Annotated in this window: 12 protein-coding genes; 10 read left to right on the top strand and 2 right to left on the bottom strand. The window is 64.3% G+C overall.

Features of this window, described 5'->3' with window-relative positions; all coding sequences use genetic code 11:
• Window positions 1–222: 222 nt before the first annotated feature.
• Both AB7290_RS32300 and AB7290_RS32295 read right to left on the bottom strand, forming a co-directional pair.
• Window positions 223–1959 carry a bifunctional protein-serine/threonine kinase/phosphatase gene (locus AB7290_RS32300; RefSeq protein WP_167768251.1) on the bottom strand — a complete coding sequence of 579 codons (1737 nt, stop codon included), beginning with the start codon at window positions 1957–1959 and terminating at the stop codon, window positions 223–225.
• Window positions 1960–2014: 55 nt separating this feature from the next.
• Complete coding sequence (locus AB7290_RS32295; RefSeq protein WP_028146778.1) at window positions 2015–2854, bottom strand: formate/nitrite transporter family protein; 840 nt, start codon at window positions 2852–2854, stop codon at window positions 2015–2017.
• A gap of 673 nt (window positions 2855–3527) precedes the next feature.
• Here AB7290_RS32295 and AB7290_RS32290 point away from each other — a divergent pair.
• The 10 genes from AB7290_RS32290 (at window position 3528) to AB7290_RS32245 (ending at window position 15969) form a co-directional block, all read left to right on the top strand.
• On the top strand, window positions 3528–4841 hold the full coding sequence (locus tag AB7290_RS32290; RefSeq protein WP_085404433.1) for a CmpA/NrtA family ABC transporter substrate-binding protein: 1314 nt from the start codon (window positions 3528–3530) through the stop codon (window positions 4839–4841).
• A gap of 61 nt (window positions 4842–4902) precedes the next feature.
• Window positions 4903–5799 (top strand): nitrate ABC transporter permease, encoded by an 897-nt coding sequence (gene ntrB, locus AB7290_RS32285; protein ID WP_441254232.1) that lies wholly within the window; start codon window positions 4903–4905, stop codon window positions 5797–5799.
• Window positions 5800–5812: 13 nt separating this feature from the next.
• Complete coding sequence (locus AB7290_RS32280) at window positions 5813–6607, top strand: ABC transporter ATP-binding protein (RefSeq protein WP_085404431.1); 795 nt, start codon at window positions 5813–5815, stop codon at window positions 6605–6607.
• 336 nt (window positions 6608–6943) lie between these two features.
• On the top strand, window positions 6944–8335 hold the full coding sequence (locus AB7290_RS32275) for an MFS transporter (protein ID WP_085404430.1): 1392 nt from the start codon (window positions 6944–6946) through the stop codon (window positions 8333–8335).
• A gap of 121 nt (window positions 8336–8456) precedes the next feature.
• The gene (locus AB7290_RS32270) at window positions 8457–8885 is read left to right on the top strand and encodes a globin family protein (RefSeq protein WP_014497011.1); all 429 of its coding nucleotides are present in this window, start codon (window positions 8457–8459) and stop codon (window positions 8883–8885) included.
• A 10-nt stretch (window positions 8886–8895) separates the two neighbouring features.
• Window positions 8896–10113 carry an NAD(P)/FAD-dependent oxidoreductase gene (locus AB7290_RS32265; RefSeq protein WP_167768250.1) on the top strand — a complete coding sequence of 406 codons (1218 nt, stop codon included), beginning with the start codon at window positions 8896–8898 and terminating at the stop codon, window positions 10111–10113.
• Between the two features lie 14 nt (window positions 10114–10127).
• Window positions 10128–12833, top strand: coding sequence for a nitrate reductase (locus tag AB7290_RS32260; protein ID WP_085404428.1), 2706 nt, complete (start codon window positions 10128–10130; stop codon window positions 12831–12833).
• Window positions 12834–13094: 261 nt separating this feature from the next.
• Window positions 13095–13991 carry an SMP-30/gluconolactonase/LRE family protein gene (locus AB7290_RS32255; RefSeq protein ID WP_085404427.1) on the top strand — a complete coding sequence of 299 codons (897 nt, stop codon included), beginning with the start codon at window positions 13095–13097 and terminating at the stop codon, window positions 13989–13991.
• 8 nt (window positions 13992–13999) lie between these two features.
• A complete protein-coding gene (locus tag AB7290_RS32250; RefSeq protein ID WP_085404426.1) occupies window positions 14000–14839 on the top strand; it encodes an aldo/keto reductase in 840 nt (279 codons plus the stop codon).
• A 188-nt stretch (window positions 14840–15027) separates the two neighbouring features.
• Window positions 15028–15969: a DMT family transporter gene (locus tag AB7290_RS32245; protein WP_085404425.1), complete on the top strand. Its 942-nt coding sequence runs from the start codon at window positions 15028–15030 to the stop codon at window positions 15967–15969.
• Window positions 15970–16012 lie beyond the last annotated feature (43 nt).

Here is a 16012-nt window from a genome sequence, read left to right as displayed (position 1 = left end):
TTCGGTCCTCCCTCCTTGAAACAAAAGAGCCCGCGTAGCGGATTCAACGCCGTCACGACGGCATAGTCGAGCGCAAAAACGTCTAGCCGCAATCAACCTTTAAACCCGGCTAATCGCGCGATGTTTGGGCTATTTGGCCGATGTCGCATATGGGTCACCAGCGGCAATGCTCTGGCGAACGATAATGGTTCCACTTGGCCGCTAGAAGTGGACGTCTGCGCCCTATCGCCCGTGCAGCAGCGCCAGCAGCACGACGACTGCGCAAGCAAGCGCTGCCGTGGTCAGCTTCCAGAACATCAGCGGGCTGCGCTCCAAGAGCGGCGTGATCCGTGTGTCGAGATAGGCCGGATTGGGCGTGCGAAGCTCGAAGACGAATTCGGACAGATCCTCGTGCCGCTTGTAGGGATCCGGATGGAGCGCGCGCCTGAGCGCGCCGTCGACCCAGGCCGGCACGTTGCGATCGTCGCCGGCCGGGCGATATTGAAGTCTCCGCACGTCTGCCTTGCGCCGGATCCTGGCGATCTGGGTGCCATAGGGAAGCGTTCCCGTCAGCATCTGGTAGCAGATCACGGCCAGCGAAAACATGTCGGAGCGCGGCGAGCCGCCTTGCCCCAGAAAGTACTCCGGCGCCGTGTACTGGACCGTTCCCAGGATGTCGTCGGCCTCGTCTCGCGGCGCGGCTTCCGCGACGCCCGCGACCCTGACCGACCCGAAGTCGATGATCTTCGCGGTGCCCGTCTTGTCGATCAGGATGTTATCGGGCCTGAGGTCCTGATGCAGCATTTCCATGCGGTGGAAGGCGCGCAGCCCCGCGGCGATCTGCTCGACCAGCCCACGGACGGTTTCGAGATCGGGGCGCGGATTGTCGGTCATCCACTGCTTCAGCGTCTGCCCTTCGACGAATTCGGTCGCGACGTAGAGATAACTGCGCCGTCTCGACTGTGACAGCGGCTTCAGCACGTGCGGGCTGTCGATCCGGCGCGCGATCCACTCCTCCATCAGGAAGCGCTTGAGATAGGCGGCGTTGTCGCGCAGATCAATCGACGGCAGCTTGAGCGCGACCGGCGCCTCGGTCTCCACATCGACGGCGAGATAGATATGACTGCGGCTGCTGCCGTGGATTTCCCGGATGATCCTGTAGCCGTCGAAGATCGCGCGCGGCTCCGGCAGCGGCGGAAGCGGCAACTGTGACGTCTGATTGAAGATGCCGGCCGGCTCGCGCTGCGGCACCGCGTCGATGCGCAGGATCTGGACGGTGATGTTGTCGTCGCTGCCGCGCCGGTAGGCTTCCTCGACGATCGCCTTTGCCGCCCCGTCGAGCTCGGCTGCGTGCTCGCCGAGTGCGCTGGTGATGAAGCGCTGGTCGACGAATTCATAGGCACCGTCGGTCGCCAGGATAAAGGTATCGCCGGCCTCGATCTCGAAAGCCTGGTAGTCGATCTCGATCTGCGGATTGATGCCGAGCGCGCGGCCGAGATAGGTCTGCTCCGACGACACGATGATACGGTGATCGTCGGTCAGCTGCTCGAGCGCCTTGCCGGCGACGCGGTAGACGCGACAGTCGCCGACGTGGAAGATGTGCGCCGTGGTCGCCTTGATGACCATGGCGGTCAGGGTGCAGACATAGCCCTTGTCGCGGTCATAGGCATATTGGCTCTTGCGCGTCTGCGCGTGCAGCCAGGAATTGGTCGCGTCCAGCACGCGGCGGGCGGAGGTCTTCACCGTCCAGGATTCCGACGTGCAGTAATAGTCCATCAGGAAGCTCTTGACCGCCGACTCGCTGGCGATCTGGCTCACCGTGCTGCTCGAGATGCCGTCGGCGAGAACGGCCGCGATGCCCTTCAGGCTGAGCAGAGGCTCTTCCGGAATCAGGACGCCGTGAAAATCCTGATTGACGGGCTTGCGCCCCTTGTCGGAGTGCTGGCCGACAGAGATCAGGAGTCCGCGGGTCATCGTCATCACCAGGCGAAGGGAGCCTCACCCTGGTCGGGCGAGGCTCCTCTGTCGAGACGTATCAGGCCGCAACGCGGGTCGGCGCAGCCTTGCCGGCCTGGCGCTTCGGCTTGGTCATGACGTGGGTGGCATAGAGGGTCATGCCGGTGAAGGCGAGGCCGCCGACGAGGTTGCCGAGCACGGTCGGGATCTCGTTCCAGATCAGATAATCCATGATCGAGAATTTGGCATGGAGCATCAGGCCCGACGGGAACAGGAACATGTTCACGACGGAATGTTCGAACACCATGTAGAAGAACAGCATGATGGGCATCCACATCGCGATGACCTTGCCGGGGACCGAGGTCGAGATCATGGCGCCGACGACGCCGGTCGAGACCATCCAGTTGCACAGCATGCCGCGCATGAACAGCGTCGCCATGCCGGCCGCGCCGTGCGCGGCATAGCCGAGCGTTCGGCCTTCGCCGATGTTTCCAATCGCCGCTCCGACCTTGTCGGGGTCTTGCGTGAAGCCGAACGTCGTCACGAAGGCCATCATGAAGGCGACGGTGAAGGCGCCGGCGAAGTTGCCGACGAAGACGAGGCCCCAGTTGCGCAGCACGCCGCCAAGCGTGACGCCGGGACGCTTGTCGATCAGGGCGAGCGGCGAGAGCACGAACACGCCGGTGAGCAGATCGAAGCCGAGCAGGTACAGCATGATGAAGCCGACGGGAAACAGTATCGCGCCGATCAGCGGCTGGCCGGTGTTCACGTTGATGGTGATGGCGAACCATGCGCCGAGTGCGAGGATGGCGCCGGCCATGAAGGCGCGGATGGCAGTATCCCGGGTGGACATGAAGATCTTGGACTCGCCCGCATCCACCATCTTGGTGACGAATTCCGAAGGCGCGAGATACGACATCAATGGTTCCTTTTGCTTCGTAAGTGAGATCGACACGCCCGAGAGAGCGCAGCTGAACATCATTGGCCGTGCGGACAGCTCTGCCGCGCACGAGGGCTATGGAAGGTCTGGAAGCCTTGGGAATCGCGTCACGAGGACTGAGCCGGGAGGGCCGCGAAGCAGTTGAGCTTCCGGGATGCAGCCGCCAGAGGCTGCAACAATGCGGCAAGCCGCAGTCTTCGTTGACGTCGGTGAAGAAGCAAGTTGCGTGCCGTGTGGGTGTGTTGGAAAAGGCTAGCGATATCAATCAGATGCCGCACGCGTTCAGCTGACTTTTGCGGACGCGCGGCCTTTTGCTTGGGCGGCTGCATAAGATTTGTGCGGCGCACAAGGAATGAGCAATCCGCAAAATCCGCGTGCGCAGCAGGCCTGCGACAGTCTGGCGCGGCGTCAATAACCCATTCATTTTTCGACATTTTTCGGAGTGGCGGGCTTGGCATGAAGCTTGAATCATTCAAGCCGACGCCATTGAAGCCGTCCCGCGAGACTTCTCATCCGATTTGCCGACGCCACCAGACGGGGGTCTCCCCCGCCATGCGTTCGCATGCGCCTGTTTCTGGCGTCACGGACGGACGGGCCACTCGCGCGCACTGACGCCATCAATTCTGCAACGATGCAAAGGACGACACTGCCTATGACCAAGCGCACCCGCCAGCCCTCGGGCCTGAGCCGCCGTCAATTGTTGAAGGCCGCCGGCAGCACCGCCGCTCTTCTCGCCGCCGCCAAGCTGAATTTCCCCGCCGGCGCCTTCGCGCAGGACGCAGGCCCCGAGGTCAAGGGCGCCAAGCTCGGCTTCATCGCGTTGAGCGATGCCGGTCCGCTCTTCGTCGCCAAGGACAAGGGCCTGTTCGCCAAATTCGGCGTGCCCGACACCGACGTGCAGAAGCAGGCCTCATGGGGCACCACGCGCGACAATCTCGTGCTCGGCTCGGAGGGGAACGGCATCGACGGCGCGCACATCCTGACCCCGATGCCGTATCTGATTTCCGCCGGCAAGGTGACGCAGAACAACCAGCCGACCCCGATGTACATCCTGGCGCGGCTCAATCTCGATGCGCAGTGCATCTCGGTCGCCAAGGAATATGCCGACCTCAAGGTCGGTGCCGACGCGTCGGTGCTGAAGGCGGCGTTCGAGAAGAAGAAGGCCGATGGCAAGTCGGCCAAGGTCGCGATGACCTTCCCGGGCGGCACGCATGACCTCTGGGTCCGCTATTGGCTCGCCGCCGGCGGCATCGATCCCGACAAGGACGTCGAGACCATCACCGTGCCGCCGCCGCAGATGGTGGCGAACATGAAGGTCGGCACCATGGACGCGTTCTGCGTCGGCGAGCCCTGGCCCGGGCAGCTCGTGCATCAGGGCATCGGCTACACCGCCGTCAACACCGGCGAGATCTGGAGCAAGCATCCCGAAAAGTCGCTCGGCATGCGCGCGGCCTGGGTCGACAAGAACCCGAAGGCTGCCAAGGCAATCCTGATGGCCGTGATGGAGGCGCAGCAATGGGCCGACAAGATGGAGAACAAGGAAGAGCTCGCGACCATCATGGCGAAACGGCAGTGGATCAACTGCCCGGTCGAGGACATCGCCGATCGCGCCAAGGGCAAGTTCGACTACGGCAATGCCGGCAAGGTGGTCGAGAACTCACCGCATATCATGAAGTACTGGCGCGACTTCGCCTCCTATCCGTTCCAGAGCCATGATCTCTGGTTCATGACCGAGGACATCCGGTGGGGCAAATATGAAGCTTCCTTCGACAGCAAGGCCCTGATCGGCAAGGTCAACCGCGAAGACATGTGGCGCGATGCGGCCAAGACCCTCGGTGTCGCAGCCTCGGAGATTCCAGCCTCCACCTCGCGCGGCAAGGAGACCTTCTTCGACGGCAAGGTGTTCGATCCCGAAAATCCGGCTGCCTATCTGAAATCGCTCGCGATCAAGCGCGTCGAAGTCTGATGGAACCCGCGGCCGCCGTCAGGCGGCCGCGTCGTCCTTTGAAGCCGGAGAGGGATTTTCAATGAACATGCCTGCCACGAAGATTGAGGTTGAGACTGCGACGCCTGCGGGTGCTTCCGCGCCGGTCGTCGCGATGACGCTCAAGCGTCCGCCGCGCAGAGAGGCCTACGCGCGTATGGCGAGGGAGACCGCCGTGCGCGTGATTCCGCCGCTGGTCGTGATCGCGCTGCTGACGCTGGTGTGGGAGCTGGTGTGCCGCCGCGCCGGCTCGGCGCTGCCGCCGCCGTCAAAGGTGTTCAGGGACACCAAGGAACTGATCTTCGATCCGTTCTTCGATCATGGTGGCATCGACAAGGGCCTGTTCTGGCATCTCTCTGCAAGCCTTCAGCGCGTCGCGCTCGGCTATTCGTTGTCGGCGATCGCCGGCATCGCGCTCGGCGTGCTGGTCGGGCAGTCGGTCTGGGCGATGCGCGGGCTCGATCCGCTGTTCCAGGTGCTGCGCACCATCCCGCCGCTGGCCTGGCTGCCGCTGTCGCTCGCTGCGTTCCGCGACGGCCAGCCATCGGCGATCTTCGTCATCTTCATCACCTCGATCTGGCCGATCATCATCAACACCGCGGTCGGTATCCGCAACATCCCGCAGGACTACCGCAACGTCGCCGCGGTGGTACAGCTCAATCCGCTCGAGTTCTTCGGCAAGATCATGATCCCGGCGGCGGCGCCCTACATTTTCACGGGCCTTCGCATCGGCATCGGCCTGTCCTGGCTCGCCATCATCGCAGCCGAAATGCTGATCGGCGGCGTCGGCATCGGTTTCTTCATCTGGGACGCCTGGAATTCCTCGCATATCAGCGAGATCATCCTTGCGCTGTTCTATGTCGGCATCGTCGGCTTCGTGCTCGATCGCCTGATCGCGGGTCTCGGCAAGATCGTCACCCGCGGCACGGCGCAGAACTGAGGGAGAAGGGCACATGACAGCCTATCTGAAGCTCGACCATATCGACAAGGTCTTTACCCGCGGTGCCGCCAGCACGGAGGTGCTGAAGGACATCAATCTCACGATCGAGAAGGGCGAATACGTCTCGATCATCGGCCATTCCGGCTGCGGCAAGTCGACCCTGCTCAACATCATCGCAGGCCTGACCGGCGCCACCACCGGCGGCGTGCTGCTCGAGAACCGCGAGGTCAACTCGCCGGGGCCCGATCGCGCGGTGGTGTTCCAGAACCACAGCCTGCTGCCGTGGCTGACCGTCTACGAGAACGTCAAGCTCGGCGTCGACAAGGTCTTTGCCAGGACCAAGTCCCGCGCCGAACGCGACGCCTGGGTCATGCATAATCTCAACCTGGTGCAGATGGCCCACGCCAGGGACAAGCGTCCTTCGGAAGTCTCCGGCGGCATGAAGCAGCGCGTGGGCATCGCCCGTGCGCTGGCGATGGAACCGAAGGTGCTGCTGCTCGACGAGCCGTTCGGCGCGCTCGACGCGCTGACCCGCGCGCATCTGCAGGACTCGGTGATGGCGCTGCATCAGAAGCTCGGCAACACCATCCTGATGATCACCCACGACGTCGACGAGGCGGTGCTGCTATCCGATCGCATCGTCATGATGACGAACGGGCCGAGCGCGCGCATCGGCGAGGTGCTGGAGGTGCCGCTCGCACGTCCCCGCAAGCGGCTCGATCTTGCGACCAACTCCACCTATTTGAAGTGCCGCCACCGCGTGCTCGAGTTCCTCTACGAGCGTCATCGATTCGTCGAGGCCGCGTAAACCAAGGTTTAACGTGGATGATAAACGCGCCTAAATAATCGACACCTCGCTCAATCCTTGTGCGCCGCACAAGGATTGAGCGAATCGCAAAATTTGCGAGCGAAATACACCTGGAAGAATTTCGGGCAATGCGAACAAGCCCCTGAATTCCCTGTATTTCCCGAACGCGCGCAATTGGCACGGAAATTGAAATACCTTTTCCGACGCCAACGACGACGTCCCTCAACATCATCAATCAGCATCGTGAACTCGCCACCGGGGCATGGCCTCGGCGCGCGCCTCCGCGTGGAGGCTGAGCCTGCAACGACGCAGCGGTGAGCCTAGAAGGGATTATCAATGACGACGAATCCGACTCGAAATCCGACGTGGATTTCTGATTGGCGCCCCGAAGACGAGGCGTTCTGGAATGCGGGCGGCAAAGTGATCGCCCGGCGTAACCTGATCTGGTCGATCGTGGCCGAGCATATCGGCTTCTCGGTGTGGCTGATCTGGAGCATCGTCACCACCAAGCTGCCGCAGGCGGGCTTCCACTACACCACCGACCAGCTGTTCCAGCTCGTCGCGGTGCCCGGGCTGATCGGCGCATTGATGCGCTTCCCCTATACGTTCGCGGTCACGACCTTCGGCGGCCGCAACTGGACCATTTTCAGCGCGGCTGTCCTGTTCATCCCGACGCTGTCGCTCGCCTATTTCGTCGGCCAGCCCGACACCCCGTTCTGGCTGATGCTGCTGATCGCATCGACCGCGGGTCTCGGTGGCGGCAATTTCGCCTCCAGCATGACCAACATCTCCTTCTTCTTCCCTGACCGGATGAAGGGATGGGCGCTGGGGCTGAACGCGGCCGGCGGCAATATCGGCGTCTCCAGCGTGCAGCTCTTGACCCCGATCCTGATGACGCTCGCGGTCATCAACCTGTTCCAGGCGTCCCCCGTCGACGGCATCTTCCTCCAGAACGCCGGCCTGATGTGGGTGCTGCCGATCGCGATCGCGGTGTTCGGCGCGGTGTTCTTCATGAACAACCTGACCACGGCCAAGTCGTCGATCAAGAACCAGCTTGCGGTGGTCAAGCGCAAGCACACCTGGATCATGGCGTATCTCTATATCGGAACATTCGGATCCTTCATCGGCTACTCGGCGGCGTTCCCGCTGCTGATCAAGACGCAGTTTCCGGCGATCTCGATCTCGATCGCGTTCCTCGGGCCGCTGGTCGGTTCGCTGTCGCGACCGCTCGGCGGCTTGCTCGCCGACAAGATCGGCGGCTCCATCCTCACCTTCTGGAATTTCATCGCGATGGCGGGCGCCACCGTCGGCGTGCTCTACTTCGTCGGGCACAAGGACTTCACCGGCTTCCTTGCGATGTTCCTGATCCTGTTCGTGACGACGGGCATCGGCAACGGCTCGACCTACCGCATGATCCCCTCGATCTTCCGCGAGCAGAACCTGTTCAGGGTGCGTGGCAAGGGCGATGCGGCGCGCGCGGCGGCGTTGAAGACCGCGAGCATCGAGAGCGGTGCGGCGGTCGGCTTCATCGGCGCGATCGGCGCGGTCGGCGGCTATCTGATCCCGACCGGTTTCGGCAAGTCGATCGCCATGACCGGTGGTCCCTCGCTCGCGCTCGCGATCTACCTCGCTTTCTACGCCTCCTGCCTCGGACTGACCTGGTGGTTCTACCTGCGTCGCAGCCCGCAGGGTGAGGGCGCGTCAAGCCTCGCGGAAGCGCGAGTCTGAGTTTGGCACGAATGTCGCTTCTCCCCGTACGCGGGGAGAAGACTCTCTGATGACGTTTGACCCATGAACCTTGTTCGCAACGGCGCGGACAAAGGCAGACCGAAACAGACAGGAGAACATCATGACTTCAGAACAGATTGCCCTCGTCCAGCAGAGCTTTTCCAAGGTCGCGCCGATTTCAGAGGCGGCCGCGGTGCTGTTCTACGATCGCCTGTTCGAGGTGGCGCCGTCCGTGCGCGCGATGTTTCCCGAGGACATGACCGAGCAGCGCAAGAAGCTGATGGGCATGCTCGCGGCCGTCGTCGGCGGCCTGTCGAAGCTCGAGACGATTCTTCCCGCGGCCTCGGCGCTCGCCAAGCGTCACGTCGCCTATGGCGCCAAGGCCGAGCACTATCCGGTGGTCGGCGCGACCTTGCTCTGGACCCTCGAGAAGGGCCTCGGCGAGGCCTGGACGCCCGAACTCGCCACGGCCTGGACCGACGCTTACGGCGTCCTGTCCGGCTACATGATTTCCGAGGCCTATGGCGCACAGGCGCAGGCCGCCGAATAGGAGATGCCTTGTGAGTGAACCGCTGGTCATCGTCGGTAACGGTATGGCGGCCGCGCGTCTGGTCGACGAGCTCGCCAAGACCTCGCTCGGCCGCTACGCGGTCGCGGTGATCGGCGAAGAGCCGCGGCTCGCTTACAATCGCGTGCTGCTCTCCTCCGTGCTGGCCGGCGAGACCGGCTCGCACGAGATCGAGCTGAGGCCGGCGGACTGGTGGCGCCATCGCGGCGTCACCGTGCGCTACGGCTATCGCGTCACCGAGATCGACACCGGCCGCCGTGAGCTCAAGATCGAAGGTGAAGAGAGCGTCGAATATTCCAAGCTCGTGCTCGCCACCGGCTCGACGCCGCTGCGGCTCAACGTGCCGGGCGCCGATCTCACCGGGGTGCACACCTTTCGCGATACGCGCGACGTCGATCTGCTGCTGACGCTCGCTGCGGCGAAGAAGCGTGTCGTCGTGGTCGGCGGTGGCCTGCTCGGACTCGAAGCGGCCTATGGCCTTGCGAAAGCCGGCGCGCCGGTGACGCTGCTGCACCTGATGGACCGGCTGATGGAGCGCCAGCTCGATCTGCCGGCGGCCGACCTGCTGAAGACGCTGGTCGAGCGCAAGGGCATCCGCATCCTGCTTAACGCCTCCACCGCCCGCATTCACGGCGAGGGCCATGTCGAAGCCGTCGAGCTCGCCGACGGCACGCGCATCGAGGCGGATGCCGTGATCTTCGCCGCCGGCATCAGGCCGAATGTGGCGCTTGCCAAAGAGGCGGGCATCGCGGTCAACCGTGGCATCGTCGTCAACGACGAGATGCAGACGGCCTCGCCCGACATCTACGCGCTCGGCGAATGTGCCGAGCATCGCGGCACCTGCTACGGCCTGGTCGAGCCCGCTTACGAGCAGGCGCGCGTGCTGGCGCGGCATCTCGCCGGCCGTCCCGCCGCCTATCAGGGCAGCGTGGTCTCGACCAATCTGAAGGTCTCCGGCGTCAGCGTCTTCTCCGCCGGCGACTTCATGGGTGGGGACGGCAGCGAGAGCCTGGTGCTGTCAGACCGCAGGCGCGGCACCTACAAGAAGCTCGTCATCGCCGACGGCCGGCTCACCGGCGCGGTGCTGATCGGCGATACCGTCGATGCGCTCTGGTATCTCGAGCTGATCCGCAATCGCGACAAGGTGACGGCGATCCGCACCGACATGATGTTCGGCCGCGCGCTGGCGCGTCCTTCCAAGGCGGCTTGATAAGGCAGCTCGATATGACGGCGATCGATCCCACGCTCCGCGCCACCAAGACGACCTGTCCCTATTGCGGCGTCGGCTGCGGCGTGCTGGCGACGCCCGACGGCAACGGTGGCGCGGCGATCGCGGGCGACCCGGATCATCCCGCCAATTTCGGCCGGCTGTGCTCGAAGGGCTCCGCGCTCGGCGAGACCGTCGGGCTGGAGAGCCGGCTGCTCTATCCGATGATCCGCTGCAAGGGCGTGCTGGAGCGTGTCGCCTGGAGCGACGCGCTCGATCACGTCGCCCATCGCATGCAGCACATCGTGGCGCGCGACGGCGCCGATGCGGTCGCGTTCTATCTCTCGGGCCAGCTCCTGACCGAGGACTATTACGTCGCCAACAAGCTGATGAAGGGCTTTGTCGGCACGGCCAATGTCGACACCAATTCGCGGCTCTGCATGTCGTCCTCGGTCGCCGGCCATCGCCGCGCCTTCGGTGCGGACACCGTGCCCGGCTGCTACGAGGATCTCGACCAGGCTGACTTGCTCGTGTTCGTCGGCTCGAACGCGGCCTGGTGCCATCCCGTGCTGTTCCAGCGCATGCTGAAGAACCGGCAGGAACGCAGCGCGCGCATGATCGTGATCGATCCGCGCCGGACCGACACGGCCAGCGACGTCGACCTGTTCCTCGGCCTCAAGCCCGGCACCGACACCGCGCTGTTCTCCGGCCTGTTCGTCCATCTCGCCGACAATGGCGCGCTGGACCAGGATTACATCGCGCAGAACACGTCGGGCTTCGATGACGCGCTGACGCGCGCGCGCAACATCGCCGGCAGTGTCTCCGCGACCGCACTGGCGACGGGTCTGTCCGAACAGGACGTCGCCACCTTCTTCAAGATGTTCCGCGACACCGAGCGAGTCGTCACGCTCTATTCGCAGGGCGTCAACCAGTCGGCGCAGGGCACCGACAAGGTCAACGCGATCCTGAACTGCCATCTTGCCACGGGACGCATCGGCAAGCCGGGCGCCTCGCCGTTCTCGCTCACCGGCCAGCCCAACGCGATGGGCGGCCGCGAGGTCGGCGGCCTTGCCAACCAGCTCGCCGCGCATATGAACTTCACGCCGCCCGACATCGACCGTGTCAGGCGGTTCTGGAAGGCGCCGCGCATCGCCACCCATGAAGGGTTGAAGGCGGTGCAGCTGTTCGAGGCGATCAACCGCGGCGAGGTCAAGGCGCTCTGGGTGATGGGCACCAACCCGGCGGTGTCATTGCCGGACGCGGACGTCGTACGTGAAGCGCTGAAGAAGCTCGAGCTGTTCGTGGTGTCCGAGAACGTGCTCTCCAACGACACCGTCGAGGCCGGCCCGCATGTGCTGCTGCCGGCGCTGGCCTGGGGCGAGAAGTCGGGCACGGTGACCAACTCCGAACGCCGCATCTCGCGCCAGCGCTCGTTCCTGCCGGCGCCGGGCGAGGCGCGGCCGGACTGGTGGATTCTGAGCGAGACCGCAAAGCGGCTCGGCTTCGGCGACAGCTTCAACTACAAATCCGCCGCTGATATTTTCCGCGAGCACGCGGCGCTTTCGGCGTTCGAGAACGATGGCAGCCGCGATTTCGACATCGGCGCGCTGACCGCGCTCTCGGACGAGGCCTTCGACGCCTTGAAGCCGGTGCAATGGCCGGCGCGCGAAGGCGAGGCGGCCGGCGAGCGCTTCTTCGCGAACGGCGGCTTCTTCACCAATGACGGCAAAGGCCGCTTCGTCGCGCCGGAGGTGCCGTCGCTGCGCGGCGAAACCGGCCCGTCGCGCCCGCTGCGGCTCAACACCGGACGTATCCGCGACCAGTGGCACACCATGACGCGCACGGGGCTCAGCCAGCGTCTCGGCGCGCATCTGCCGGAGCCGTTCGTCGAGATCCACCCGGATGATGCCAGCAAACACGGCATCGCGCATGACGGCTACGCCCGCATCACCACCGATTACGGCCAGTGCATCCTGAAGGTCGTCGTCAGCGACCGTCAGCAGCGCGGCACGCTGTTCGCGCCGATCCACTGGAGTGCGATGAGCGCCTCGCACGGCCGCGTCGGGGCGCTCGTGCAGTCCTTCACCGATCCGTTCTCGGGCCAGCCGGAGTCGAAAGCCACGCCGGCGGCGATCTCGCCTTATGAATACGTCTTCCGCGGCTTTGCGCTGTCGCGCAAGCAGCTCGATCTGCCGCCGAACCTGATGTGGACCCGTGTCACGGTTTCGGGCGGCTTCGGCTATCTCTTCGCCGACAATGCGGATCTGTCGCGCTGGCCGGCCTGGCTCGACGGTGTCGCCGGCGAGGATGTCGCCGACTATCGCGACTTCGGCGGCGGCGTTTATCGCGCGGCCTCGTTCGCGGGCGACCGCATCGAGACCTGCCTATTCGTCGGCCCCGCGCATGATGCCGGCGACTGGGAGGTGGTGAAGAGCCTGTTCGTGGCCGATCACGTCACCGACGAGCAGCGCCGCATGCTGCTGTCAGGCAAATCGACGGAGGGCGCGGCCTCGACCGGCCCCATCGTCTGCGCCTGCTTCGGCGTCGGCCGCGGCACCATCTGCGACACCATCGCGAGCGGCGCGCGCACGGCGGCCGAGATCGGCGCCAAGCTCAAGGCCGGCACCAATTGCGGGTCATGTATCCCCGAGCTGAAGCAGTTGATCGCGACGACGGAAGTGGCGCCGGCGAAGCAGGCGAAGGTCGCGGCGGCTGCGGGGTAGGGGATCTCTCCAGACTGGGAGACTGTCTCGTGCCCCGGACGCTGCGCAGCACGAAGTGATGCGCTGCAGAGCCGGGGCCCATCTCACAGCAGAGTGTTTGGCCTTTCTGGGTCCCGGCTCTGCGCAGCAGCGTTTCACGCTGCAGCGCGTCCGGGACACGAGAGTGACGTGGACGCAGCCATGTCCTTCGCCCAATCGACGCGCCAACGATTGTGCCCTATGTTGCCGCGATCCCCCTCCACATGCACAAAAACAACAATGATGTACCTGGAAACGCCGCCGCGCCTGATCGAAACCAAGATCTTCTCCGCCATGCCCGACCATTTCCGCCGCAAGGGCGTGCGGACCGATTGGGCCGATGCCAACCGGCCGGGTGTGCCGACCGATAGTTTCATCGAAGGGCCGTCGTTCGACAAAGACGGCAACCTCCATATCGTCGACATTCCCTTCGGCCGCATCTTCCGCATCGCGCCTGATGGCGCGTGGTCGCTCGTGATCGAATATGAGGGCTGGCCGAACGGATTGAAGATCGCGGCCGACGGCCGCATCCTCGTGGCCGACTACATGCACGGCATCATGGAACTCGACGCCGGGGCAGGGCGCATCAGGCCCATCCTGACCGCGCGCAATTCGGAATCGTTCCGTGGCTGCAACGATCTGCATCTCGCCTCCAACGGCGACATCTTGTTCACCGATCAGGGCCAGACCGGCCTGCACGACGCAAGCGGGCGTGTCTATCGCCTGACGCCGAGCGGCCGGCTCGATTGCCTGCTCGACACCGGCATCAGCCCGAACGGCCTGGTGCTCGACCCCAGCGAAACGGTGCTGTTCGTCGCCATGACCCGCGACAATGCGGTGTGGCGGTTGCCGTTCATGAAGGACGGCAGCGTGTCGAAGGTCGGCCGCTTCTGCTCGCTGTTCGGCACCAGCGGTCCTGATGGCATGACCATGGACGCGGCCGGTCGCCTGTTCGTCGGCCACGCTTCGCTCGGCCACGTCTTCGTGTTCGCGCCGAACGGAGAGCTGATCGCGCGGATCAAGTCGTGCGCGGGTCCGAGCTGCACCAATGTCGCCATCGGTGGCGCCAAGAAAGATCGGCTCTATATCACGGAGTCAGGGACCGGCAGCGTGCTGGTTGCGGATATCAGCGGACTGTGAGCTTTGACATGAACACAAAACCCTTCGGCAAGACCGGCGCGAACGTCTCCGTCATCGGGCAGGGCACCTGGTATCTCGACCATGGCGACCGCAAGCGCGCGATCGCGGCGCTTCAGCGCGGGCTCGATCTCGGCATGACCCACATCGACACCGCCGAGATGTACGGCGATGCCGAGCTCGTCATCGCCGATGCGATCGCAGGCCGCCGCGATGAAGTGTTCCTGGTTTCAAAGGTGCTGCCGAGCAACGCCTCGCGCGGCGGCACCATCACGGCGTGCGAACGCTCGCTGAAGCGGCTGAAGACCGATCGTCTCGACTGCTATCTGCTGCACTGGCGCGGTTCCTATCCGCTCGAAGACACGGTTGCCGCGTTCGAAGAGTTGGTGAAGGCCGGCAAGATCAAATCCTGGGGCGTCTCCAATTTCGACGCCGACGATCTCGACGAAATTCTCGACGTCTCCGGCGAAGGCCGCATCGCGTGCAATCAAGTGCTCTATCATCTCAAGGAGCGCGCGATCGAGCATGCGGTGATCCCGTGGTGCGAGAAGCGTGGCGTCGCTGTCGTCGCATACTCTCCGTTCGGCCACGACGATTTTCCCGCAAGCAACAGCAAGGGAGGCGCGGTGCTGGCACGTATCGCGGAGGCGCGTCGTATGACACCGCGGCAGGTCGCGCTGAGCTTCCTTACCCGTGCGACTACGGTGTTCGCGATCCCGAAGGCCTCGTCCGCGGAACATGCCGGCGAGAATGCGGCGGCCGGCGATCTCGTGCTGACGAAAGAGGAGATTTCGGCGCTCGATGCGGCGTTTCCGCGCGGTCCGAAGCCGCGCAGCCTACCCATGTTGTAGTGCACAAACGCCTATTATTAATGGAGTATTGACGCGCGGGGTCGTCAGCGCATATCGGCATCCTGTTTTCGGAAGTTGTGAAAGCGGCGCATTTGTCGTTTTTTACGATCGTTCCCGAATCGTCGTTTTCCCAGGTTCCAGCCGTGACACCGCCGCCCGCCGTAGCCGCAAGGCTCGACAGTATTCCCATGCCCGTGCCGGAGAAGAAGCAGGAGGTTCGCCGCGCGCCTGCGCGCGTCGATCATCCCTTCAAGGGCATCGCGCTGGTGCTGTTGTCGACGGTATTCCTCGGTTGTTCCGACGTCACCGCAAAGTATCTGTCGACGAGCCTGCCGTCGATCGAGATCACCTGGATCCGTTTCGTCACATTCGCGCTGATGTTCACGCCGGTGATGCTGCCGGGCTCGCCGCTGCATGCGATGCGCACCGATCGCCTCGGCCTGCAATTGATGCGCGGCGTCGCGCTGCTCGGCTCCTCGCTGTTCTTCATCACCGGTCTCCGTTTCCTCCCCATCGCGGAAGCCTCGGCCACCGGCTTCGTCTCGCCGCTGTTCGTCACCGCGCTGTCGATCATCTTCCTGAGCGAGACGGTCGGCATGCGCCGCTGGATCGCGACCGCGATCGGTCTCATCGGCGTGATGATCATCCTGCGTCCGGGCTCCAATGCGTTCCACGCCGCCGCGTTCTTCCCGATCATCTCGGCATTCTGCTGGGCTGCTGCGCTGATCCTGACGCGCATGATGAGCGGGCGCGAAGCCGTCCTCACCACCATGGCCTATTCGGCGCTCACGGGCGTTGCGATCCTCAGCCTGATGGTGCCGTTCGTCTGGGTGACGCCGAGCTGGACCGCGATCGGGCTCGGCATCGTGATCGGCGTCGCGTCCACCGTGGGCCAGTGGATCATCGTGCTGGCCTATCGCTACGGCGATGCCTCGGTGCTGGCGCCGTTCTCGTACACGCAGTTGCTGTGGGTCAGCATTCTGGGCTTCTTCCTGTTCGGCGAAGTGCCTGACGTCTGGACCGTCACTGGTGCTGCCTTCATCGTCGCCAGCGGTCTCTACATCGCCCATCGCGAGCGCATCCGCCGCGCCCAGCTGCTGGTGCTGGAAGAGCGTTCCCCGAACCCCTGACGCAAGTTCGCGCGTCCCGCTTCGTGCTATCAACGGCTCCAAC

This window comes from Bradyrhizobium sp. 613_E4_N2_2 (assembly GCF_052075995.1).
In the GTDB taxonomy this organism is placed as follows: Bacteria; Pseudomonadota; Alphaproteobacteria; order Rhizobiales; family Xanthobacteraceae; genus Bradyrhizobium; species Bradyrhizobium barranii.
This window is presented reverse-complemented; position numbering and strand designations above follow the sequence as displayed.

Coding starts and splice junctions, on each gene's coding strand:
- AB7290_RS32300 (WP_167768251.1), bottom strand. CDS start 1,959: ATGACGATGACCCGCGGACTCCTGATCTCTGTCGGCCAGCACTCCGAC.
- AB7290_RS32295 (WP_028146778.1), bottom strand. CDS start 2,854: ATGTCGTATCTCGCGCCTTCGGAATTCGTCACCAAGATGGTGGATGCG.
- AB7290_RS32290 (WP_085404433.1), top strand. CDS start 3,528: ATGACCAAGCGCACCCGCCAGCCCTCGGGCCTGAGCCGCCGTCAATTG.
- ntrB (WP_441254232.1), top strand. CDS start 4,903: ATGAACATGCCTGCCACGAAGATTGAGGTTGAGACTGCGACGCCTGCG.
- AB7290_RS32280 (WP_085404431.1), top strand. CDS start 5,813: ATGACAGCCTATCTGAAGCTCGACCATATCGACAAGGTCTTTACCCGC.
- AB7290_RS32275 (WP_085404430.1), top strand. CDS start 6,944: ATGACGACGAATCCGACTCGAAATCCGACGTGGATTTCTGATTGGCGC.
- AB7290_RS32270 (WP_014497011.1), top strand. CDS start 8,457: ATGACTTCAGAACAGATTGCCCTCGTCCAGCAGAGCTTTTCCAAGGTC.
- AB7290_RS32260 (WP_085404428.1), top strand. CDS start 10,128: ATGACGGCGATCGATCCCACGCTCCGCGCCACCAAGACGACCTGTCCC.
- AB7290_RS32255 (WP_085404427.1), top strand. CDS start 13,095: ATGTACCTGGAAACGCCGCCGCGCCTGATCGAAACCAAGATCTTCTCC.
- AB7290_RS32250 (WP_085404426.1), top strand. CDS start 14,000: ATGAACACAAAACCCTTCGGCAAGACCGGCGCGAACGTCTCCGTCATC.
- AB7290_RS32245 (WP_085404425.1), top strand. CDS start 15,028: ATGCCCGTGCCGGAGAAGAAGCAGGAGGTTCGCCGCGCGCCTGCGCGC.